The 21,451-nt window shown below is 39.9% G+C and carries 21 protein-coding genes; 10 read left to right on the top strand and 11 right to left on the bottom strand.

Translation table 11 applies throughout. The features are described from left to right. Nucleotides 1–158 precede the first annotated feature (158 nt). From desA to ES896_RS06225, 6 genes are all read left to right on the top strand, one after another. On the top strand, nt 159–1,214 hold the full coding sequence (desA, locus tag ES896_RS06250) for a Delta(5) desaturase DesA (protein WP_017367843.1): 1,056 nt from the start codon (nt 159–161) through the stop codon (nt 1,212–1,214). 117 nt (nt 1,215–1,331) lie between these two features. Further along, nucleotides 1,332–2,468, top strand: a complete 1,137-nt coding sequence (locus ES896_RS06245) for a sensor histidine kinase (protein ID WP_017367845.1) — start codon at nt 1,332–1,334, stop codon at nt 2,466–2,468. Beyond that, nucleotides 2,465–3,064, top strand: coding sequence for a response regulator transcription factor (locus ES896_RS06240; RefSeq protein ID WP_007501749.1), 600 nt, complete (start codon nt 2,465–2,467; stop codon nt 3,062–3,064). Before ES896_RS06245 ends, ES896_RS06240 begins: the two co-directional genes overlap by 4 nt. Before the next feature lie 190 nt (nt 3,065–3,254). Continuing rightward, on the top strand, nt 3,255–4,175 hold the full coding sequence (locus ES896_RS06235) for an iron-hydroxamate ABC transporter substrate-binding protein (RefSeq protein WP_017367846.1): 921 nt from the start codon (nt 3,255–3,257) through the stop codon (nt 4,173–4,175). A gap of 109 nt (nt 4,176–4,284) precedes the next feature. Beyond that, nucleotides 4,285–4,974 (top strand): response regulator transcription factor, encoded by a 690-nt coding sequence (locus tag ES896_RS06230; RefSeq protein WP_017367847.1) that lies wholly within the window; start codon nt 4,285–4,287, stop codon nt 4,972–4,974. Beyond that, nucleotides 4,974–5,978, top strand: coding sequence for a sensor histidine kinase (locus ES896_RS06225; RefSeq protein ID WP_017367848.1), 1,005 nt, complete (start codon nt 4,974–4,976; stop codon nt 5,976–5,978). The genes ES896_RS06230 and ES896_RS06225 overlap by 1 nt, the downstream gene beginning before the upstream one ends. A 74-nt stretch (nt 5,979–6,052) precedes the next feature. Here the strand turns inward: ES896_RS06225 and ES896_RS06220 are convergent, their stop codons facing one another. After that, on the bottom strand, nt 6,053–7,297 hold the full coding sequence (locus tag ES896_RS06220; protein ID WP_135226574.1) for an FtsW/RodA/SpoVE family cell cycle protein: 1,245 nt from the start codon (nt 7,295–7,297) through the stop codon (nt 6,053–6,055). After that, nucleotides 7,288–7,632, bottom strand: a complete 345-nt coding sequence (locus ES896_RS06215; RefSeq protein WP_135226573.1) for a PadR family transcriptional regulator — start codon at nt 7,630–7,632, stop codon at nt 7,288–7,290. Before ES896_RS06215 ends, ES896_RS06220 begins: the two co-directional genes overlap by 10 nt. 298 nt (nt 7,633–7,930) lie before the next feature. Between ES896_RS06215 and ES896_RS06210 the strand changes: the two genes are divergently transcribed. Both ES896_RS06210 and ES896_RS06205 read left to right on the top strand, forming a co-directional pair. Continuing rightward, nucleotides 7,931–8,692, top strand: a complete 762-nt coding sequence (locus tag ES896_RS06210) for an ABC transporter ATP-binding protein (protein WP_017358290.1) — start codon at nt 7,931–7,933, stop codon at nt 8,690–8,692. After that, on the top strand, nt 8,682–10,619 hold the full coding sequence (locus ES896_RS06205; protein ID WP_135226572.1) for an ABC transporter permease: 1,938 nt from the start codon (nt 8,682–8,684) through the stop codon (nt 10,617–10,619). The genes ES896_RS06210 and ES896_RS06205 overlap by 11 nt, the downstream gene beginning before the upstream one ends. A 39-nt stretch (nt 10,620–10,658) precedes the next feature. Here ES896_RS06205 and ES896_RS06200 read toward each other — a convergent pair whose 3' ends face one another. Both ES896_RS06200 and ES896_RS06195 read right to left on the bottom strand, forming a co-directional pair. After that, complete coding sequence (locus tag ES896_RS06200; RefSeq protein WP_135226571.1) at nt 10,659–12,011, bottom strand: amidohydrolase family protein; 1,353 nt, start codon at nt 12,009–12,011, stop codon at nt 10,659–10,661. 105 nt (nt 12,012–12,116) lie between these two features. Next, nucleotides 12,117–12,704 (bottom strand): NAD(P)H-dependent oxidoreductase, encoded by a 588-nt coding sequence (locus ES896_RS06195; protein WP_135226570.1) that lies wholly within the window; start codon nt 12,702–12,704, stop codon nt 12,117–12,119. A 116-nt stretch (nt 12,705–12,820) separates the two neighbouring features. Between ES896_RS06195 and ES896_RS06190 the strand changes: the two genes are divergently transcribed. Continuing rightward, a complete protein-coding gene (locus ES896_RS06190; protein ID WP_226650678.1) occupies nt 12,821–13,255 on the top strand; it encodes a MarR family winged helix-turn-helix transcriptional regulator in 435 nt (144 codons plus the stop codon). Between the two features lie 52 nt (nt 13,256–13,307). On the opposite strand, the gene ES896_RS20050 is transcribed toward ES896_RS06190, so the two are convergent. The 7 genes from ES896_RS20050 to ES896_RS06155 form a co-directional block, all read right to left on the bottom strand. Beyond that, nucleotides 13,308–13,484, bottom strand: coding sequence for a hypothetical protein (locus ES896_RS20050; RefSeq protein WP_008356320.1), 177 nt, complete (start codon nt 13,482–13,484; stop codon nt 13,308–13,310). Nucleotides 13,485–13,499: 15 nt separating this feature from the next. Beyond that, a complete protein-coding gene (locus tag ES896_RS06185; protein ID WP_135226569.1) occupies nt 13,500–14,252 on the bottom strand; it encodes a hypothetical protein in 753 nt (250 codons plus the stop codon). A 300-nt stretch (nt 14,253–14,552) separates the two neighbouring features. Further along, nucleotides 14,553–15,167 (bottom strand): LysE/ArgO family amino acid transporter, encoded by a 615-nt coding sequence (locus ES896_RS06175; RefSeq protein ID WP_039964110.1) that lies wholly within the window; start codon nt 15,165–15,167, stop codon nt 14,553–14,555. A 136-nt stretch (nt 15,168–15,303) separates the two neighbouring features. After that, on the bottom strand, nt 15,304–16,884 hold the full coding sequence (gene mbcS, locus ES896_RS06170) for an acyl-CoA synthetase MbcS (RefSeq protein ID WP_135226568.1): 1,581 nt from the start codon (nt 16,882–16,884) through the stop codon (nt 15,304–15,306). Nucleotides 16,885–17,105: 221 nt separating this feature from the next. Then, a complete protein-coding gene (locus ES896_RS06165) occupies nt 17,106–17,318 on the bottom strand; it encodes an alpha/beta-type small acid-soluble spore protein (RefSeq protein ID WP_003216385.1) in 213 nt (70 codons plus the stop codon). A gap of 89 nt (nt 17,319–17,407) precedes the next feature. Next, nucleotides 17,408–18,613, bottom strand: coding sequence for a tRNA uracil 4-sulfurtransferase ThiI (gene thiI / locus ES896_RS06160; protein ID WP_007501769.1), 1,206 nt, complete (start codon nt 18,611–18,613; stop codon nt 17,408–17,410). 4 nt (nt 18,614–18,617) lie between these two features. Beyond that, nucleotides 18,618–19,760 (bottom strand): cysteine desulfurase family protein, encoded by a 1,143-nt coding sequence (locus ES896_RS06155; protein WP_135226567.1) that lies wholly within the window; start codon nt 19,758–19,760, stop codon nt 18,618–18,620. A gap of 202 nt (nt 19,761–19,962) precedes the next feature. On the opposite strand from ES896_RS06155, the gene brnQ reads away from it, so the two are divergent. Further along, nucleotides 19,963–21,306, top strand: a complete 1,344-nt coding sequence (brnQ, locus tag ES896_RS06150; RefSeq protein WP_057079202.1) for a branched-chain amino acid transport system II carrier protein — start codon at nt 19,963–19,965, stop codon at nt 21,304–21,306. Nucleotides 21,307–21,451: the final 145 nt, after the last annotated feature.

The raw sequence follows: 21,451 nt of genomic DNA, 5'->3' as shown, positions 1-21,451 counted from the left end.
ATTTAAAATAAAATAAGCTTACAACCCTTGAACCATCAGCCTTTCCCGCGTCCAACATGACAAATGTCATATTGAATACATGATGGGTGCTACTATGAGCATGACACCTTTCCTTCTATACTTTGAAGTAGAAAGAAACGGAAAGGACTTGAACGTTCATGACGACTTCAACAAACACACAGCAGCAAGCCACTTTAAGAAAACAAGTTGGCCAATTCTCTGGTGCTAATTCGAAAAAAAGTATCATTCAACTCTTTAATACATTCATTCCATTTTTGGGGCTTTGGTTTCTTGCCTATTATAGCCTGAACATCTCCTACCTTTTAACCCTCTTCTTTGCGGTTATTGCAGCTGGATTTTTAGTGCGCGTCTTTATTATTTTTCACGACTGCTGCCATCAATCCTTTTTTAAACAGAAGCCGCTGAATCACCTGTTCGGTTTTGTAACGGGCGTACTCACCCTTTTCCCTTATCTTCAATGGCAAAGAGATCATTCAATTCACCATGCCACAAGCAGTAATCTAGACAAACGAGGTACTGGCGACATTTGGCTCCTGACAGTCAAAGAATATCAAGAAGCATCAGCTTGGACGAAATTTCGCTACAGATTTTACCGTAATCCTTTTGTGATGTTTATTTTAGGACCGATCTTTGTTTTTCTCTTAAAAAACCGTTTCAACGTCAAAAATGCTCGTAAAAAAGAGCGCTGGAACACGTATTTCACAAACGTGAGCATCATTGCGCTAGCAACTGCAACGTGTCTTCTTTTTGGCTGGCAGGAGTTCCTGCTTGTCCAAGGTCCAATCTTCCTGATCTCAGGGTCAATCGGTGTATGGTTATTTTATGTGCAGCATACATTTGAAGATTCTTACTTTGAAGCAGATGAACATTGGAATTATGTGCAGGCAGCTGTAGAAGGCAGTTCTTTTTACAAATTGCCAAAACTTCTTCAATGGTTAACAGGCAATATTGGTTACCACCATGTCCATCATTTAAGCCCGAGGGTACCGAATTATCATTTAGAACATGCCCATGAACACAGCGAGCCGCTTCAAAATGTGCCAACCATCACGTTAAAAACAAGTATCGAATCAATGAAATTTAGACTTTGGGATGAAGAAACGAAAGCATTCGTTACCTTTAAAGAAGCACGGCAATCTAAGAAGATGCCCGCACCTGTCATTAAAGGAGACATTCTGAAGAAAAATGCATAATTGGTGCAAGCTCTTTCTTACAATAGAAGGAGCTTGTTGTATTTGCAGGATGCGCTCATCTGTTCAATTTGATAAAGTAGTGAAAAAGACTGAAAAAATGAAAAAGGTGAATCACGGATGAAAAAACAACTGAAAATTCAAAAACTGCATGGGATTTCCCCATATATTTGGGCGATTTTTTTCATCCTGCCCTTTTATTTTATCTTTAAGACCCCTTCGACTTTAGGCATTGTGATCGGCATTATTTTAAACGTCGTCTTTTTTGCGGTCTACCGTTTTGCCTTTGTCTCAAAGGGCTGGTCGTTATATGTATTCGGCCTTGTATTAATCGCCATTTCAACTGGTTATGTGATGCTCTACAGCTACATTTATTTTGCTTTTTGTATCGCCTATTTCAACGGGCATATCAAAAGAAAAGTCCCTTTCTATATCTTATACTATATTCATCTAGGGAGCGCCGCCGTAGCAGTGAACTTTAGCTTGATTTTAAAAAAGGGATGGTTTCTCACACAAATTCCTTTTGTTGTGATCACACTTATTAGTGCCATTCTGCTCCCTCTCAGCATTCGAAGCCGAAAAGAACGTGAACGGCTAGAAGAGAAATTAGAATATGCCAATGAACGGATCGCCGATCTTGTCAAAATTGAAGAGAGACAGCGCATTGCTCGTGACCTGCATGACACACTTGGACAAAAACTCTCTCTTATCGGTTTAAAGAGTGACCTTGCCCGTAAACTCGTGTATAAAGACCCTGAACAGGCACGCGCCGAACTAAAAAGCGTCCAACAGACAGCTAGAACGTCTCTAAATGAAGTGCGGAAAATTGTTTCTTCCATGAAAGGCATTCGGATCAAAGATGAGATATTGAACATCAAGCAAATCCTTGAAGCCGCCGATATTGACATGATTTATGATGAAAAGGAAGCGCCGAAACACATCTCTCTTCTGAACGAAAACATTGTGAGCATGTGCATCAAAGAGGCCGTGACGAATGTCGTCAAACATAGCGATGCCACTGTCTGTCAAATTACGATTCATCAAAAGTCAAAGGAAGCTGTCATTACAGTTGAGGATAACGGCACATTTAAAGGCGGTGATCCATCCTCTCAAACGAAGGGACATGGCCTTTTAGGGATTAGAGAAAGATTGGAATTTGCAAATGGACGCCTGCACATTGAAACAAAAGACGGGACGAAGCTGATCATGAGTATTCCAAATGATTCAGCAGCGAAAGATAAGGAGGAAATAAAATGATTAACATCTTTATCGCAGAGGATCAGCAAATGCTGCTCGGTGCTCTTGGATCGCTTCTCGATTTAGAAGACGATATGACGGTTGTTGGAAAAGGAACAAACGGTCAGGACGCCATTGATTTTGCTCAAAAACACCCGGTCGACATTTGTTTAATGGATATTGAAATGCCAGGAAAATCTGGGCTCGATGCCGCTGAAGAACTTAAAAAGTCTGATGTGAAGATCATCATTTTAACAACCTTTGCTCGTTCTGGCTATTTTCAAAGAGCACTGAAAGCTGGCGTTAGCGGCTACATGCTGAAAGACAGCCCAAGCGAGGATTTGGCAAGTGCCATCCGCAGCGTGATGAAAGGGAAAAAGGTGTACGCCCCTGAATTAATGGAAGACTTGTATAGCGACGAAAATCCTTTAACTGAACGAGAAAAGTCGGTTCTAGAACTCGTCGCAGACGGAAAAAACACAAAAGAAATCGCCAAGGAACTCAGCATTAAAAGTGGCACTGTCCGAAACTACATATCCGTTATTTTAGATAAACTAGAAGTCAAAAACCGAATTGAAGCCATTACTCGTTCCAAAGAAAAAGGCTGGTTTAAATAAGAAAAAAGATCAGGTCAGACACTGCCTTGATCTTTTTTTCTTTTTATCAGAATTCCTCTATCCACTGCTAAAATATCATTGACAACAAACCTCACTTCTATGGTATGATATCTGAGTGATAATAATTATCATTATCACTCATACAACCAAATACACGGCTGATGTGCCGATTTCAAAGGAGTTTACATTCATGAAGAAAATATTGTTCCCTCTGATGCTCATCTTCGTACTTGCGTTGAGCGCATGTGGCAATAGCAGCAACTCTTCCTCAAATAAAGGAAAGCAATCAACTTCATCGGACACGATTACATATCAATCTGAAAATGGACCTGTGAAGCTGCCAGCAAATCCAAAACGTGTTGTTGTTCTCGCCTCTTATACAGGAAATGTCTTGTCACTTGGTGTGAACCTTGTGGGTGTTGACTCTTGGTCAAAAAAGAATCCACGTTTCAAAAAGAAATTAAAAAATGTGGAAGAAGTATCCGATGAAAATGTGGAAAAAATCATGAAGCTAAAGCCTGATGTCATCATCGGTTTAAGCGGTGCAAAAAATGTAGAAAAACTGAAAAAAATCGCCCCTACCGTTTTATTCACGTATAACAAAGTCGATTACCTTCAGCAGCATATTGAAATTGGAAAAGTCTTAAACAAAGAAAAAGAAGCAGAAGCATGGGTCAAGGATTTCAAACAGCGCGCAGCTGAAGCTGGCAAAGAAATCAAAGCAAAAATCGGTGAAGATGCAACCGTATCTGTCTTTGAAAGCGGCACAAAAGATCTTTACGTCTTTGGAGATGCATGGGGACGCGGAACAGAAATCCTCTACCAAGCAATGAAACTAAAAATGCCGGAAAAAGTAAAAGAAAAAGCATTAAAAGCTGGTTATTATGCGGTATCACAAGAGGTCATCCCTGAATTTGCCGGAGACTATATGATCATTAGCAAAAACAGCGAAATGGACAATTCCTATCAAAACAGTGAAATCTATAAGTCCATTCCTGCTGTGAAAAAACATCGTGTGTATGAAGCAAATGCGGAAGAGTTTTACTTTAATGACCCGCTCACACTTGAATATCAATTATCATTCTTTAAAAAGCACTTTTTAGGTAAATAAACCGAAGCAAGGGATCTCTTCCCTTGCTTTTTTACTGTCTGCTTCTAGCGGGAGTGCCTGTTTTCCGCTACAATGATGTACAAGTAATTCAAAAAGTGTGGTGCTCGTTTTGTTTAAAATTTTGCTGATTGAGGATGATACAACCCTCTTCCAAGAAATCAAAGAACGTTTAGTCAACTGGTCTTATGATGTGTATGGGATCAACAATTTTCAACAGGTCATGCAGGAGTTCACTTCCATCCAGCCTGATTTAGTCATTATTGATATTCAGCTACCAAAGTACGATGGCTTTCATTGGTGCCGGATGATTCGGCATCATTCTAATGTGCCCATCATCTTTCTTTCCTCTCGTGATCATCCTGCTGATATGGTCATGTCGATGCAGCTTGGAGCTGATGATTTTGTACAAAAGCCCTTTCACTTTGACGTTCTCATCGCCAAAGTAAGTGCTGTTCTTCGCCGAGTCCATGATTATAATGCGGAACCAGCCAACTTAAAAGTCTGGTGCGGCGCTACCCTTGACCTCGAAAATAATACAGTGACAAATGAAAACGGTGAGATTGAATTAACAAAAAATGAGTTTTTTATTCTCAAAGAATTGATTCAGCATAAAAATCATATCGTCAAAAGGGAATCTCTCATCCAAGCATTATGGGAGGATGAACGATTCGTGAGTGACAATACACTCACTGTAAACGTCAACCGCCTTAGAAAAAAACTAGACGAAATCTCCCTTGGCACCTTCATTGAAACAAAGGTGGGTCAAGGTTATCTTGCAAAAGAAAAGGATGATCAATAATGCTGCAAGCATTTCTAAAAGAACGAAGAAGCTGGATCTTGTTCTTTCTTAGTTTGCAGCTTCTCATTCTCTTTGTTGCTTATTTGGATACAACGATTCCACTCGCTTCTCTTTTTTATATCGTGCTTTTGTCTACATTACTCTTCATTGTCTTTCTTTTTTTTCGTTACCGGAAAGAAACTGCTTATTATGAACAACTGAAAGAATGGGACGAAAATATAGACCATCAAATGCGTCTCAAACCCTCTTCCCCTTTTGAACAAATTGTACAGGAGGCAGCGTCAGAGCAAATCGACCGATACCGCCAGATGACGGCTAAACAAAAGACTGCGCTGGAAGAAGAAAAAGATGAACTGCTCTCATGGATACATGAGGTGAAAACGCCGCTCACGGCGATGCACTTAATGATTGACCGCATAACAGAACAGCCGCTCAAATCAAATATGACATATGAATGGCTTAGAATACATTTACTCCTTGATGCACAGCTGCATCAAAGCAGGATCCAACATATTGAAAATGATTTATTTATTGAAAAACTGGATCTCCAAAACATGCTAACGAAAGAAATCAAAGCGCTCCAATCGTGGTGTATGCAAAAAGGAATTGGCTTTGACCTTTTATTAGAAGAGCGAGATGTATTAAGTGATACAAAATGGTTATCCTTTATGATCAGACAAGTGCTGACAAACGCCGTCAAGTACAGCCAATCATCTGACATTATCATCGAAAGCAAACAAATGAACGAACAAGTGGTGCTCACCATCACAGATCAAGGTAGAGGAATTGACCCAAGAGACGTGTCCCGTATTTTTGAAAAAGGCTTTACCTCCACAAGACATCACAATGACACGGCCTCCACAGGCATGGGGCTCTATTTAACAAAAAAGGGAGCTGACGCTCTTCATATCACGATCGAGGTCAACTCCACATTAGATCAAGGGACAACTTTCACCTTTATTTTTCCGAAAAAGAATGATTTTGTGCATATTGCGAGCATGTGAACATACAGTTCAAGAAACCCAATCTCTTCATCCAACGATGCATTGAAGAGATTGGGTGATTTTATACAGCCATATCACGCTACTTCACGGCATATTTCTCCTAGCTGTTTCCTTCTATAAATACTCATTAGCAGCCCGACTGACATCATTTCTAGAAGAATATGAGATCCCCCATAGCTCATAAAAGGCATGGAAACTCCTGATATAGGCAATAATCCAAAGTTTGTGAAAATACTTAAGATAAATTTTGCTGCAAATGTGGTTGCCAAACCAATCATTAATATTTTGCCATAAGCAGATTGAACTCGTTTCGCTGTATGAACTACTCTATAAATCAAAGTCACAAACAACATAAGAACAGCCAATCCTGCAAACCATCCGAATGAATAAATGATATACGTCAACATCCAATCAGTGTGAACATCATACAATGCGTACGGATTTATTTGAAAACCATTTGAGCTATATTCATGAAGTGAATATTGGTAAAAGTGGGCCATATCAGCTTGATACAGAGAAAATAATTGAACAATGAGATAGACAATACCTACTGCTGTAAACGGAATAAGCTGTCTCATTCTTGCATGAGATACATACATCATCGTTATGCATATGATCATAAAGGTGATGGTTGCAGAAAGAGATCCGACTATATGTAATAAAATAATGGGTAAAGTGACAATCGCTAACCCTAGCCAGGACTTGAAACCTTTCTCCCAATTCCAAGATTGATAAATGCCAGCTAACGAAATAATCATCAGAAATGGAAAAATTTCAGTCAGATTGATCGATCCATTATTTAAGCTTAAAAAGAGAATACCGTTCACTCTTGTCCCAATCATCATTGTAAGAATCAGCATTCCAATCGTTCCTATGTATAAATGCCACGAATAGGGTAAAAAGCGCCGATAATCAAAAGCAAACAGCCCAAACATCAACGCAAGACCAAATACATAGTAAATGAGACTTTTATAAAAGATATTCGTGTCTTGAAAATGAAGTAAATGAGAATGAAACTGAAAATAATACATTACAAACAGCCCAAATAAACAAGTAGCTAATACAAGAAGTATCGTTTTAAAGTCAACTTGAGTTTTGTGTGTTTCATGAAGCTGCATTCCGAGTATGGCTGCATCTCCAATTTGATCGAGCGCTTGATCTACCGCCTCTTCTTCAGACATGCCCGCACTGACCGCTTCCTCTTTCAGTGTGTATAAATGATCACGAAGCTCAAGCTTTATACTTGCATGTACGTCTTTATTTTTGATTCGTTTACACACATTTTTGATATATTGTTCAAATTTTTTCTCTAATCCCATACGACTTTCTCCCCGTTCAAAACGCCATCTACTGCATCTTTAAACACAGTCCATTCTTCTTTCTTTTCCTTCATAAACGCTTTGCCCTGTTCATTAATCTTGTAATACTTCCTTTTTCGATTGCCATTCCCTTCGCCCCAGTAAGACACAATGAATCCTTTCCCCTCCAAAGTGTGCAAAATAGGATATATCGTCCCCTCTTTAAAGCTAAAAATTCCTTCGGATTTCGACTCCAATTCCTTAATCATTTCATATCCATACATCGGCTTTTCATTTAACAAGCTTAAAATAAGGGTAGCAGTACTCCCCTTTAGAAGCTCTTTACTCACTTTCATCCATCGTCACCTCTAATACATAGATTTACTATGCATATATTTGATATGCATATCTTACATGAAATCAAATACTCTGTAAAGGTTCATCAGAAAAAAACAAGAAATTTGATACATCATAGCGAAAAACAGATAAAATAATTGAATAACAATCTGAATTCTACATAAGGCTTTGACATATGAAACAAGCATGTGACAACAATGTCACATGCTCGTCTGTTTTGTTCGCCAAATCGCAGGAAGTCTGCTCGGCTTCTTTTTATACTAGAGATATCAATTAAATAAAAAAGGGGTTCGACAGATGAACATTTTAGAAGCTCGCAAGTTATATAAAAGCTATGGAAATAAATTTAATAAACAAGAGGTGCTGAAAGGCATTGATTTGACGATAGAAGCTGGAGAATTTGTCAGCATCATGGGGCCATCAGGTTCGGGGAAAACGACCCTTTTGAACGTATTGTCATCGATTGATCATGTGTCCAGCGGATCGATTCGGATCGCAGATGCAGATATGACGCAAATGAAAGATCAGCAGCTCGCTGAATTTAGAAAGAAACAGCTTGGCTTTGTTTTTCAGGATTACAACTTACTTGATACACTCACGGTTAAAGAGAACATCCTCTTGCCATTATCCATCTCCAAAACGCCTAAAAAAGAAGCTTTTGAACGCTTTCAACAGCTTGCAGAGGATATGGGGATTTATGAACTAAGAGACAAATATCCAAATGAACTGTCTGGTGGACAAAAGCAACGGACATCTGCGGTACGTGCCTTTATTCATGAACCAAGCCTTATTTTTGCTGATGAACCAACTGGAGCACTTGATTCCAAATCTGCTTCTGACTTACTGAACAAGCTGCAAGAATTCAATCACAAGCGCAAAGCAACCATTGTCATGGTGACGCATGACCCTGTTGCAGCCAGTTATTCAAGACGAGTGATTTTTATCAAAGATGGACAGATCTATACACAATTGAATAAAGGCGCTCTAGAGAGAAAGATGTTTTTCGAGGATATTATGAAAACGCAAGGTGTTTTAGGCGGTGTGAAGCATGAACATTAATCAGCTCGTCTTCCGCAATCTGAAGAAAAACTTAAAAAATTACTATTTATACGTGTTTGCACTTGTATTTAGTGTGGCGCTCTACTTTTCTTTTGTCACCTTGCAGTACTCACCAGCACTTGATGATGTAAAGGGGTCCATTAAGGGCGGTGCGTCGATTAAAGCCGCTTCAGTACTACTCATTGCCATTGTTGGAATCTTCCTGTTATATGCGAACAGCATTTTTATTAAACGAAGAGGGAGAGAAATAGGTCTCCTGCAGCTCATTGGCATGACGAAACAAAAAATTTCCAAACTACTCAATGCAGAAAACTTTATCCTATATGTGGTCTCCATGGCTATTGGTATCATAGCTGGATTTATCGGTTCAAAACTCATGCTGATGGTGCTATTTAAAGTAACCGGCGTGAACGCCATCGCCAACCTGCATTTTTCAGGCATGGCCCTTTTGCAGACACTGATCGTCTTTTTCGTCATCTATGGATTAATTATGTTAAGAAATCGATGGTTTATTAATAGACAGACGATTTTATCTTTGTTTAGAACCACGTCTTCTACAGAACAGCGTGTGAAAAAAATCTCTGTGTTTGAAATCATCATTGGGGTTCTAGGCATTGCATTCATCAGCTCAGGCTATTATATTTCTTCTCAGCTTTTTACCGGCACATATACGTCCATGCTTGCGTTACTTTTAGCGATGATTTATATTCTAGCCTCTGTCATTATCGGTACCTTTCTTTTCTATAAAGGCTCTGTTTCGTTCATTGCCAATATCGTACGCAAACGAAAAAATGGCTATCTCGCCATTCATGAAGTCCTGTCTCTGTCATCTATTATGTTCCGGTTAAAATCAAACGCACTGCTTTTAACGATTATTACAACGGTATCTGCGCTTGCCATCGGGTTGTTATCTTTAAGCTACATTTCCTATTACTCAGCAGAAAAAACCGCTGAACAACAGATCCCTTCACATTTCGTCATGGGATCTGAGAAAGAAGCCAACACCTTTACTCGTGCACTTTCTGACAAACATATTGCGTATGAAACAAAGCAGTTCAAGGTCATTCAAGCGAAGTTTGACGCAAAAAAGATCATGGATTCAGAGATTAAAAATATGAATAATGATCCAGGTGTCTTAACTCTACCTGTGATCAGTGAAAAAAACGCACCAAATATTCATGTGAAAAGCAACGAAGTCATCTTAAGCGGCTACAGTGATTTATTGAAGAAATTCATGCCGATTCAAAGTTCAGGTGATGTGAAACTACTTATTAAGAAACCCCTTGATTTGAAGGTCATTGATATGAAGAAAGATTACCTCATTTCTTACAACTTTACGTTTGGTGGTCTACCTGTTGCTGTCGTCAGTCAAAGTGTCTTTGAGCAGCTTGACCAGCAGAAAGATCCTAAACTTCAGATTGAGAATAATCAATATCACGCAGTCAATATAAAAGATGATCAAAACCTTGAACAAGCGAATGATGTGTTTACCTCTTTAAAACTAGGTGACAACAGCATGTCTCAATTGGCTACCACTCAGCAACAAAAACAAACCATCGGACTGATGATGTTTATAGTCGGATTTTTAGGTCTCAGCTTCCTTGTCACATCAGGCTGTATTTTATACTTTAAGCAGATGAATGAAAGTGAAGAAGAACAAAGCTCTTACACGATCTTGCGTAAGCTTGGTTTTACTGAGAAGGATCTATTAAAAGGTATTCGGCTCAAACAGCTATTTAACTTTGGGATTCCGCTCGTTGTCGGGTTGCTTCACAGCTACTTTGCAGTACAGTCAGGCTGGTTTTTCTTCGGCGGTGAACTGTGGACACCAATGCTCATCGTCATGTCGATTTATACGGTGCTATATTCTATCTTCGGATTCCTATCTGTCCAGTATTACAAAAAAGTCATTAAAGAATCCTTGTAATCTCATCCCCATAGGCAGCTGCCTATGGGGATTGTTTGTTTATGATGGCGTTGATTCAAACTTGTGCGATAAAATATGATCTCTTGCCGCATAAGCTTTTTGTTTGATCTCTTCTACGTTCACTCCAACTAGCTTCCCATTTTGTTTCACTGCTTTTCCAGCCACATAGACAGAATCAACATTTGAAGGGTGTGCCGTTTGCACAACTGCCCCAGCTGGATCTGTCATCGGAAGAAGATTCATGCTTGTCCGATCGATCAAGATAAAATCAGCTTCTTTTCCAGGTGTGAGTGAGCCGATTTTGTCATCAAGCTTCAAGGCACGAGCCCCGTTTATAGTGGCTGCTTCAAGCATTTGCTGTGCAGATAATCCAAGTTCAGGCCCTGGCATCGTCCCTTCCATCAATAAAGATTGATTTTGAATCGCTCGTTCCGCCTGTAGCCCGAATTTCATTTGGGTAAATAAATCTCCGCCTGTCGCTGTCACCACATCTACACCAAGCGTTGGCAGAACGCCATTTTCAATGGCGAGCCCTGTGACAGGATATCCGTGTCCCATCATCATTTCAATCTCAGGTGTAATAGAGATGGAGCTTCCGCTCTCAGCTAGCATCTTCATTTGATCTGCATCAATTGCATTGATATGCACCATATTCAAATCAGGCCCGAGCAGCCCTGCTTGATGAAGCCGCTCAATCGATCGATCCGCCGCTCCCCAATTTCCAAAGCCAATGTGCATACTGCATAATGCATCTAGTGATCTTGCTGTTTCAATTTCAAAGACGGTCGTCTCCCATGAAGAAAATTCAGGTCCACGAATGGCAAGTCCCATCGTCAACAGCTGATCCGATGATTGAAAATGTTTTTGTTTCACACGGGCTGCGTCTTCCATATTCGTGAGCGTACTCTCTCTGTCCCAATACGCTGCATCTCCAGAGGTACCAAAACCAAAGACCGCTCGAATACCCGCATCTTTTAAACCTCCAATGAGTTCTTCTGTATGATCCATAGAATTGATCATCGCCCAGTCGAAAAACGTGGTCACTCCTGCATCTAATGCCTCTAATGCGCCTAAATAATTAGCAATTCGATCATCTGATGGACGTCTCATCGCCCCATAGTTGCCATAATAAATTTTGCTCAAATACGTTTGCAAAGACCAATCTGTTCCGATTCCCCGTATGACAGACTGCCACACATGACGATGGGTATCCACAAGCCCTGGCATGATGACCATGTCAGACGCATCCACAACATCGGCACCACTTGCTTCAATCGAAGGTCCGACTTCTAAAATATGTGCCCCTTCAATTAATAGATCTCCCTTCTCCAGAAAACCTAAAGATGGATCAAGTGTGATAAGAGCCGCATCTTTAAACAATGTTTTCTTCATCCATATCCCCCTTTTCAAATAAAGAGAATGAGTCACTCACCCTCTCTGTCATTTTAAGACATAACAGGTTCAAATTAGAAGAAAAGTGACTCAAGGAATGTGGTTTTATGAGCTGATATTCCGAAAGTAGTTGTATATCCGTTTTAATTTCACGTCATGCTTCCCTTTTGGACTTTCCATCATGCCAAATTCAAAGAACTTCACCGGTTTAATCCCGACATATTGCAAAAGAGCACGTTTCATTAAGATTTTGTGGGCATTTTGCAAAAAGAAGAAAGGATAGTGGGTCGGTCCTTGCATTGTCGAAACACAAACAGCCCTCTTTCCTTTTAACAAGCCTTCTAGAAGCAGCCCGCCTGTTTGACGATAAGCAAAATTCGCTGCAAACATTCGATCAATAAAGCCAAGCAGCATGGCTGGTGGCCGCCCCCACCAAATCGGATAAACAAACACGATGTTGTCTGCCCATTTGATTTTCTCTTGATATTCTTGAATCTCAGGGTCCTTATGCATATCACGTCTTTTTTTCTCTTCATTAAAAATAAGTACAGGATCAAATTTGTCTTGGTATAAATCGATGATTCTCACTTCTTGAACGTTTGGATTTTCTTCACTGCCCTTTAGGATTTCTTTAAAAAAAGCACCATTTAAACTATTGTGATGGGGGTGAGTATAAATAATGAGTACATTCATGGCTCGGCTCCTTTAGTTATCATTTGATAACCAAAAGCATACACCCCTCTTTTTTAGTTGTCAAATGATAATTGTTTTTTGATAATAAATTTGGTATGGTACGTAGGAGGTGAAACATGATGAAAAACCCACATTTTTTCAAAGAGTTTGTCACATTTGCTTCTACTTTTTCTGAGCTGAAACATGCTATGATGAGCAAGATCAAACCATCTGATCTAACCACTCTACAATATTTGATTCTGGAGCAGTTAGCCGTCAGTGAGCCGCTAACACCTAGCGAAATCGCCGATTGTCAGCACATGTCTCTTCCGAATGTCAGCAGAGAATTGAAAAAGCTTCACGAAAAACAATTCATTGATAGACAAGAAGATAAAGATGACAAGCGAAAACATGTCATTATGCTGTCTAAAAAAGGCCGTGCGTGTATGGACAAAGCATTTCAACAAATTGAATCCATGCTCATGGACAGCCTTTCTTCCTCTGACCAAAATCAAATGGATGATATCGTACAAGCTCTCCGTCTATTAAATCAAACCATCTTCAAAAAATGATCGAATGAAAAAAGCATGAGCGTATCGCTCATGCAAATGATTTTTGAACACATTAGTAAAGAGATGCTAAAAGATACGTGATGAAACCTACTATTGGAATAATCGGGATCATCAGCTTCAATGTTTTATTCGTATTCTTATATAAATTCCACAACAAGACTGGTACACCAAACGTCAATGTATCAAAGACAGCAAGCACTGCCCCTTTACGCTGTTCTTTATGAGCCATTTGAAAACCTCCAATTCACCAAACTTTTTTCACACAATAACCTGCTATCCCAGCCGATATTCCTGCATTAATGACTGTACATGCTATACAACCAACAGGTCCTGTTAAACAAACATAATAACAAGCCCCAAGAACCATTGAACGAAGCGGAAGAGATTCATTCGGGCCACTTTTCTTTTTTAAACAACTCCAAAATTTGTTCCAATTAAAGCTCGTTTGAATTTCCGAATCTTCAGCATTCATAATTTTTCTATTTAATTCCATCATATCTTTTTTCGCACCGTTTTCACCATAGGTAAAAGATCCTTTTAAAAACTCCCCATTTGGATTGATATGAAACTCATTCTTCAACTTTCCATTTTGAATGAAATATGAGTGTAAATTACCTTGCTCATCGTATTCCGCAAGTTGAATATAATAGGACTTTATCTGACTTAGTGAAATTGAAATAAATGATGCTGTGCTTACTAGCTGATTATCTGCTTTCTTCTTTGTTAGATAAAAATAAACAACATTCGCTTTAGCATCATTCAAATGAACTGCTACACTTTCTCCATTTAATTGATACCCTTTTTTGTAGGCTATTTCTTTTGCCTGTAAAAATTGAAAGCTCTTTTTTGTTTTTTTTATGAGCCTTTCAGCCACTTTATTGTTTTGTATCTTTTCAAAAGGCATATCCTCTTCTATGCTAACAGCTTTCCCCACAGGATATTGTCCGCATAGAAGTGAAATGAATAATAAAACAACAAGCATCTTCCTTACTTTCATTATGTAGCCTCCTTTAATAAATCCCATAAAAATTATACCTTTTTATGGAAAATGGCATAAGAGGCTTATTTACCAAAAAAAACCACTATAAATAATGTAGCATATCTCCTACTTGATATCATTTCCTCCAGGTAAGTGAATTGTCAGTATGTCTGAGATAAATGAACGGGGTGTAACTGATGCTTGCCCCGAGACAGTAGACAACAAAAAAGCGCCAGATGTTTTCCATCCAACGCTTTTTCCCATGACATGTTCAGCACTCATTTTCATGCATCACGTCTCTTTTGCTCTATGTATCCTTTATCCAATAAGCTGATAGGCGATATATAATGCAACCAGCCAGATCATGACCGCAGAGGCTTTATTGATCCGGTTCATCCACTTGCCGTTTGTATCTAGCTTTCCTAACATTTTCCCGAGAAGGGCAAGACCCATAAACCATAACCACGAGACAATGATACAGGCTGCGGTAAATGCCACCTTTTCCGCCCCATGATATTGAAGAGAGTTCGTTCCTATCACTCCTATTGTATCGAGAATCGCGTGAGGATTTAAAAGTGAAACGGAACAGGCAAATATGATTTGTTTTCTCACAGGCATCAGGTCCATCTTTTCTTGATTACCTGTTGCGGAGCTCGTGTTCCAAACTGACCACCCCATATAAAGTAAAAAGAAAAATCCAATGATAAAAAGACCTATTTGCAAGATAGGAATGGTGAGTACAACAACCGAAACCCCAATGACAGCTAAAGTAATTAAAAGTGTGTCGCAGAGAGCAGCTGTAATGACAACAGGCAGTACGCGATATAATCGAGGCTGAAGGGCTCCTTGCTGAAATACAAATACATTTTGTGCGCCCAAAGGTAAAATAAGACCAAAGGCAAGCACAATCCCATGAATTATCGCAATCGACATTTTCAGAACATTCTCCTTTTCAAGTCATCCTTACACATTTTAACATAAAACATCATGAACGAATTTTACATATTTGATTTGTCCAATAAAAAAAGCGCTGGATGATTTTCCATCCAGACGCTTATTGTTTCTAATGTTATGATGATTTTCGTGCAAGCTCTCTTTCTCTCAGCTCGACACGTCGAATTTTCGCTGACGGAGTTTTTGGTAGCTCGTCAATGAATTCGATTTCTCTTGGATATTTGTACGGTGCTGTTGTATTTTTCACGTGTGTTTGCAGTTCTTTAATCAGCTCATCGCTTTGTGTAGATGCATCACGCAGGACGACGTATGCTTTCACGATTGACCCTCTGATTTCATCTGGACTTGCCACGACCGCACATTCTTTCACTGCTGGGTGTTTAATCAGTGCATCTTCGACTTCAAATGGACCAATTGTATAACCTGAGCTGACAATGATGTCATCCCTGCGGCTTTCAAACCAAAAATACCCGTCTTCATCTTTTTTCGCACGGTCACCGGTAATAAAGTAATCCCCGCGGCGCTGCGCCTTTGTACGCTCTGCATCTTTGTAGTATTCCTTGAATAAAGCCGGCGTTTCAAGATGAACGGCAATGTCACCTATTTCTCCTGGAGCACAGATCTGGCCATTCTCATCAATAATCTCTACTTCATTGCCAGGTGTTGGTTTGCCCATACTGCCCGGCTTGATGTCCATTCCTTTCAGCACCCCGACTAGCAGCGTGCTTTCTGTTTGCCCGTAACCATCTCGCACTTCGATATCGAAATGTTTTTTGAACGTATCGATGACTTCACGGTTGAGTGGCTCTCCCGCAGAAACAGCACTATGCAATTTCGGCAGCTCGTACTGACTGAGGTCATCTACTTTTGCCATAAACCGATATTCCGTTGGTGTACAACATAAAACATTGATTTCATTTTTTTGAAGCAGCTCTAAGTACGTATCCGGATTAAATTTCCCTCCATAAACAAAACCTTCTGCTCCACTTCCTAAAACAGATAAGAGAGGACTCCACACCCATTTTTGCCAGCCTGGTCCTGCTGTTGCCCATACTTTATCCCCTTCATTAATGGAGAGCCATGCTTTGGCCGCAGTACGTAAATGTGCATACGCCCAGCCGTGTGTATGAACAACCCCTTTTGGGTTACCTGTTGTGCCTGATGTATAAGATAGAAACGCCATGTCCGTACGTTTTGTGTCTGCCAATTTCAACTCGCTTGACTGCTCTTCCTTTTGCGCAACAATGTTTGTCCAGCCATGATCATTCTCACCAATCGAGAATGTTTTAAAATCTTTTGGCTGGTTGGTTCCTTCAAACGATTGAATGAATGATGCGTAAACAATCGCTCCTTTTGCTTCTGCATGTTCAATTCGGTAATCTATATCTTTAGCGCGAAGCATTTCTGAACAAGGAATTACAACCATCCCTGTTTTTAAAATCGCTAAATAAATGCTGTATGCCTCTAGCATACGCGGCACCATCACAATGATTTTATCGCCTTTTTTAAAGCCTGCATTTAATAGAACATGACCAATTTTATTCGCCTCTTCTACTAATGCTGCATATGTCACGTGCGCTTCCTGACCATTTCCGTCCTGCCAGTGCAGGGCGATTTTCTCCTGGTCATGACTGAATGCTTCAATCTCACTGACTAAGTTATATTGTTCTGGTGCAATTAAGTCTTCTCTTTTCATGGTACAGCTCCTTTTAGCCTCTTTCTATGAAACGAATCATGTTTCAATTTACCTATTCTAACACTCATAACTGAAAAATGCTTGAATTAGGACCTACTCCTAGTATTATGCCATAATTTTTTCATTTCGTCTTCTTTTTTAAAAATATTCTAACAATTTATGTACAAAAAAAAGAGCGGGAATAAACCCGCTCATAAGCCATAGCTTTTTAATTGTGTGTCTTAGAAAGATCCGCCACCCATATGTTGTTGAGCGTAAGATACAAGACGCTTAGTGATTTCTCCACCAACTGATCCGTTAGCGCGAGCTGTTGTTTCTGGTCCAAGGTTTACGCCAAATTCTGAAGCGATTTCGTACTTCATTTGGTCGATCGCTTGTGCAGCGCCTGGAACGACTAATTGATTAGAACTGCTTTGTCTGTTTTGTTGAGCCATGTGTTCTCACCTCCTTGTGAATATAGAATGTGTAGAAACACATGACTTCATGCGATTGATTTTATGGTAATTATTATGAAATTTTTTATTTAGAATAAATCAGCGAATTTGTCAGCTGCTTTCTTTTCATTTGTGACAACGATTGTTTCGATCTGCTCCACTGCCTCATCAAGCATTGGCTCGAATTCAGCAAAGCTTTCGTAGCGTTCTACTTTTTCAAGCTTTGGTTTTGTTTTTGGAGATGGCGGCGTAAAGATCGTGCAGCAATCCTCAAATGGCTGAATGCTTGTCTCATATGTGCCAATTCGTCTCGCTTCTTCGATAATGTCATTCTTATCCACGGCAATCAGTGGGCGAATGATCGGTGTGTTTGTGACATGATTAATGGCATACATGCTTTCAAGTGTCTGACTTGCCACTTGACCAAGGCTTTCACCTGTAATAATGGCAAGCGCATCACGCTTGGCTCTTATTTTATCTGCAATTTTGAGCATCATTCTTCTCGTTGAAGTCATCGTATAGTTTTCTGGTACTTGTTTGTGAATGAGCTCTTGGATTTTTGTAAAAGGAACGATGTGAAGCTTGACTTCGCCTCCATAGGCAGCTAAGCATTCCGCTAGATCAATGACCTTTTGCTTAGCACGTTCACTTGTATAAGGTGGGCTAAAGAAATGAACAGCTTCAATTTGAATGCCTCGTTTCATTGCCTGATAGCCGGCCACTGGGCTGTCAAAGCCGCCAGAGAGCATCAGCATCGCTCTTCCGCTTGAACCAACTGGCAGTCCGCCTGCACCTTTTACATCTTTAAATGTAATGTACGTCGCGTGTTCTCTTATTTCAATTCGCAAGTGAACATCTGGCTGTTTCACATTAACGGTTAAGTTGTCTGTATTCCTTAAAACATGTCCACCAATTTCTCGGTTCATTTCATTTGAATCAAGCTCAAATTGTTTATAAGAGCGTTTCGTTGAGACCTTAAATGTATTTCCTTGTTCATACACTTCCTGAACCGCTGAGAGTGCCGCTTCTTTGATGGCATCAAGATTTGTCTCACATTTTACAGCCAGGCTAAAGCTTTGAATGCCAAATACACCTTTAAGCTGTTCTGAAATCGGTTCAGGGTCTTCTCCGTTTAGCATGATCGTAATGCGGTCTCTATCAGATGCATACTTTAATGCTTCAAAGTCTTTTAATACAAACCGGATATGCTGTCTTAGTTTTTCGATAAATTTCTTTCTATTTTTCCCTTTTGTTGAAATCTCACCAAAACGGACTAAAATATGGTCATACTTCATGTTGTTATCTCATTCCTTTTAATTTTTTCACACTTTGTGCGATCGATGTGATGATTTGCGGCGCTAGCTCTGGTCCTTGTCCATATGTCAAACTGATTCTCATGCTGCTTTTGGCTGCTTCTTCTGATTTCCCCATCGCCAGCAGGACACGGCTTGGTTCCTTTTTCTTTGCAGAACAAGCAGACGTTGTCGAAACGTAAATGCCTTCTTTTTCGAGCATATGCAGAAGGACTTCAATTTGAATACCTGGCACTGAAAAATTCACAATGTGCGGTGCGCTATGCGTCAGCGGTGTGTTTATAACGACGCCTTCTATCTTTCCAAGCTGCTGCTCTAGCTCCGTTTTTAAAGCGATCATCTCGTCATGATGCTTGTTTAAATGTTCAAATGATTGCTTGATGGCTTTTGCTAAGCTGACAGCTCCAGCAGGATTCTCAGTCCCTGAGCGAAGGCCAAGTTCTTGCTCTCCTCCTGTGATAAAAGGCGCAAGCACGATCTCTTTCTTTAAAAAGAGGGCACCTGTTCCCTTCAAGCCGTGAATCTTGTGGCCTGACATCGTTAAAAGATCAATATCCATCTCTTTAGGCAGCGGAACCTTGCCAATTCCTTGTACGCCGTCGACATGAAAAATCGCCTCTTTGGCATACGTCCGAATGATGCTTGCCGCTTCCTCTATCGGCTGAATCGCGCCTGTTTCATTGTTTACATGCATGAGACTGACAAGCACTGTATCAGTGCGAAGCACTTCTTTTAAATGCGTCATATCTGCACGGCCATGCTCATTTACTTGAATATAGGAAATATCAAAGCCAAATAATGTTTTCAGCTGTTCAAACGATTCGATGACAGATGGATGCTCAATCGCTGTTGTGACAATATGTCTGCCTCGGTTCATCTTGGCAAGAGCAGCCCCTTTGATGGCAATGTTATTTGCTTCTGTTGCACCTGAAGTAAAAATAATCTCATATTGTGTAAAGCCTGTATAGTGAAGGATTTGTTTTCGCGTTTCACTTAATAGACGGCTCGCATCAATTCCAAGTTGATGCAGCGAAGACGGATTCCCAAAAAAACGCTCACTCACTTGCTGATGCACTTGTAAAACCTCTGGATAAGGCTTTGTTGTGGCACTATTATCAAGATAAATCATATCTTAAACTCCTTACAAAAAAACTTAAAAAATAAATGCATTTATATGTTACCATAATGAAGTCAGACAGAGAATTTTCTGAAAATGGCAGTTGACAACTTTTCATTTTCACTATATCATCCATAGTGCAATTGTCATATAAACACCTAAATTGTCAGAATATTTAAATTTGACACAATACACTGATTGAGGAGGGACTATTTTGAAAAATAGTTTAAGTATAAAAGAAACATTGGCTATTGGACTAATGCTTTTTGCATTATTCTTTGGCGCAGGAAATATGATTTTCCCGCCTGTTCTTGGACAATATGCTGGTGAAAACGTATGGCTTGCCATCGGCGGATTCCTACTTACAGGCGTAGGTCTTCCACTATTAGGGGTTATTGCTGTCGCCCTTACAGGTACCGGAGCCAAAGGCCTTGCCGATAAAGCACACCCTAAATTCGGGACTATCTTCACCGTGATTCTGTATTTATCCATTGGACCATTTTTCGCCATTCCGCGAACTGGTACGGTTTCTTATGAAATTGGATTAGCTCCATTTCTTTCTGAAGGACAGGCTGAATCATGGATTCCATTATTCATCTTTACTCTGGTGTTTTTCACCATTACGTATCTTCTTGCTTTAAACCCTTCAAAGCTGGTTGATCGAATTGGTAAAGTGCTGACACCAATCTTATTAGCGGTTATTGCCATTATTGTGTTTAAAGCCATTGCTACACCGATGGGAATGATCGGTGCGCCTGATGCGACATATAAAGCAAACCCTCTCTTTACTGGGTTTTTAGAAGGTTATAAAACAATGGATGCTCTTGCTTCTATCGTTTTTGGAATCGTGGTCGTAACAGCTGTGAAAGATAGAGGGATCACAGAACGAAAATCACTTGCATCGGCTTGTATAAAAGCTGGTCTTGTTGCAGCAGTGGGACTAGCACTCGTGTATATTTCACTTGCTTATGTTGGTGCTTCAAGCCCTGATGCAACTGGAATGGTCGGAGCAAATGAAGGAGGAAAACTACTTTCACTTTCTGCAAACTTTTTATTCGGTTCTGCTGGTAACATTGTTCTTGGCGCAGCCATTTTATTCGCTTGTCTCACAACAAGTGTTGGACTTGTCTCGTCATGCGGGGAATATTTTTCAAAGCTTTTCCCAGCACTTTCTTATCGTACCGTCGTTCTAATTGTTTCTTTATTTAGCACATTCGTTGCAAACCTCGGACTGGCACAAATCATTTCTCTATCGGTGCCTGTACTCGTAGCGATATATCCACTGGCCATTGTCATTATTTTATTATCGTTCCTTGACCGCTGGATTAACGGCAGACGAGTGATTTATGTCGTATCCTTGATCTTCACTGGATTTTTTGCCATTATTGACGGCTTACTTGCTGCCAAATTCAATCTAGGGGGTTTACCTAACTTCTTAGATTCATTCATTCCATTTTACGATTTAGGCATTGGGTGGGTTGTACCAGCGATCATCGGCGCAGGGATTGGCGTACTCATCTCTATGTTGACTGGCCCGCCTAAACAGCTTGCATCCTAATCATTCTTTAAACATCCTCTTCCAAAGTGAAGGGGATGTTTTTTTATTGTCCTCCATATACTAAAATAGAAAAATTCATGACTTTTGTACGAAAACACATGTTGACATCAGGCGTACATCCTTTATAATTAGTGATTGTTAATGA

The organism is Bacillus sp. 005/A4HT-01/001, from assembly GCF_004634445.1.
Lineage (GTDB): Bacteria > Bacillota > Bacilli > Bacillales > Bacillaceae > Bacillus > Bacillus altitudinis.
This window is presented reverse-complemented; position numbering and strand designations above follow the sequence as displayed.

Coding starts and splice junctions, on each gene's coding strand:
- ES896_RS20050 (WP_008356320.1), bottom strand. CDS start 13,484: ATGGCTCATAAAGAACAGCGTAAAGGGGCAGTGCTTGCTGTCTTTGAT.
- ES896_RS06155 (WP_135226567.1), bottom strand. CDS start 19,760: ATGATTTATCTTGATAATAGTGCCACAACAAAGCCTTATCCAGAGGTT.
- ES896_RS06240 (WP_007501749.1), top strand. CDS start 2,465: ATGATTAACATCTTTATCGCAGAGGATCAGCAAATGCTGCTCGGTGCT.
- ES896_RS06165 (WP_003216385.1), bottom strand. CDS start 17,318: ATGGCTCAACAAAACAGACAAAGCAGTTCTAATCAATTAGTCGTTCCA.
- ES896_RS06200 (WP_135226571.1), bottom strand. CDS start 12,011: ATGAAGAAAACATTGTTTAAAGATGCGGCTCTTATCACACTTGATCCA.
- thiI (WP_007501769.1), bottom strand. CDS start 18,613: ATGAAGTATGACCATATTTTAGTCCGTTTTGGTGAGATTTCAACAAAA.
- ES896_RS06205 (WP_135226572.1), top strand. CDS start 8,682: ATGAACATTAATCAGCTCGTCTTCCGCAATCTGAAGAAAAACTTAAAA.
- ES896_RS06210 (WP_017358290.1), top strand. CDS start 7,931: ATGAACATTTTAGAAGCTCGCAAGTTATATAAAAGCTATGGAAATAAA.
- ES896_RS06185 (WP_135226569.1), bottom strand. CDS start 14,252: ATGAAAGTAAGGAAGATGCTTGTTGTTTTATTATTCATTTCACTTCTA.
- desA (WP_017367843.1), top strand. CDS start 159: ATGACGACTTCAACAAACACACAGCAGCAAGCCACTTTAAGAAAACAA.
- ES896_RS06195 (WP_135226570.1), bottom strand. CDS start 12,704: ATGAATGTACTCATTATTTATACTCACCCCCATCACAATAGTTTAAAT.
- ES896_RS06175 (WP_039964110.1), bottom strand. CDS start 15,167: ATGTCGATTGCGATAATTCATGGGATTGTGCTTGCCTTTGGTCTTATT.
- ES896_RS06220 (WP_135226574.1), bottom strand. CDS start 7,297: ATGGGATTAGAGAAAAAATTTGAACAATATATCAAAAATGTGTGTAAA.
- ES896_RS06235 (WP_017367846.1), top strand. CDS start 3,255: ATGAAGAAAATATTGTTCCCTCTGATGCTCATCTTCGTACTTGCGTTG.
- ES896_RS06215 (WP_135226573.1), bottom strand. CDS start 7,632: ATGAAAGTGAGTAAAGAGCTTCTAAAGGGGAGTACTGCTACCCTTATT.
- ES896_RS06245 (WP_017367845.1), top strand. CDS start 1,332: ATGAAAAAACAACTGAAAATTCAAAAACTGCATGGGATTTCCCCATAT.
- ES896_RS06190 (WP_226650678.1), top strand. CDS start 12,821: ATGATGAAAAACCCACATTTTTTCAAAGAGTTTGTCACATTTGCTTCT.
- mbcS (WP_135226568.1), bottom strand. CDS start 16,884: ATGAAAAGAGAAGACTTAATTGCACCAGAACAATATAACTTAGTCAGT.
- ES896_RS06225 (WP_017367848.1), top strand. CDS start 4,974: ATGCTGCAAGCATTTCTAAAAGAACGAAGAAGCTGGATCTTGTTCTTT.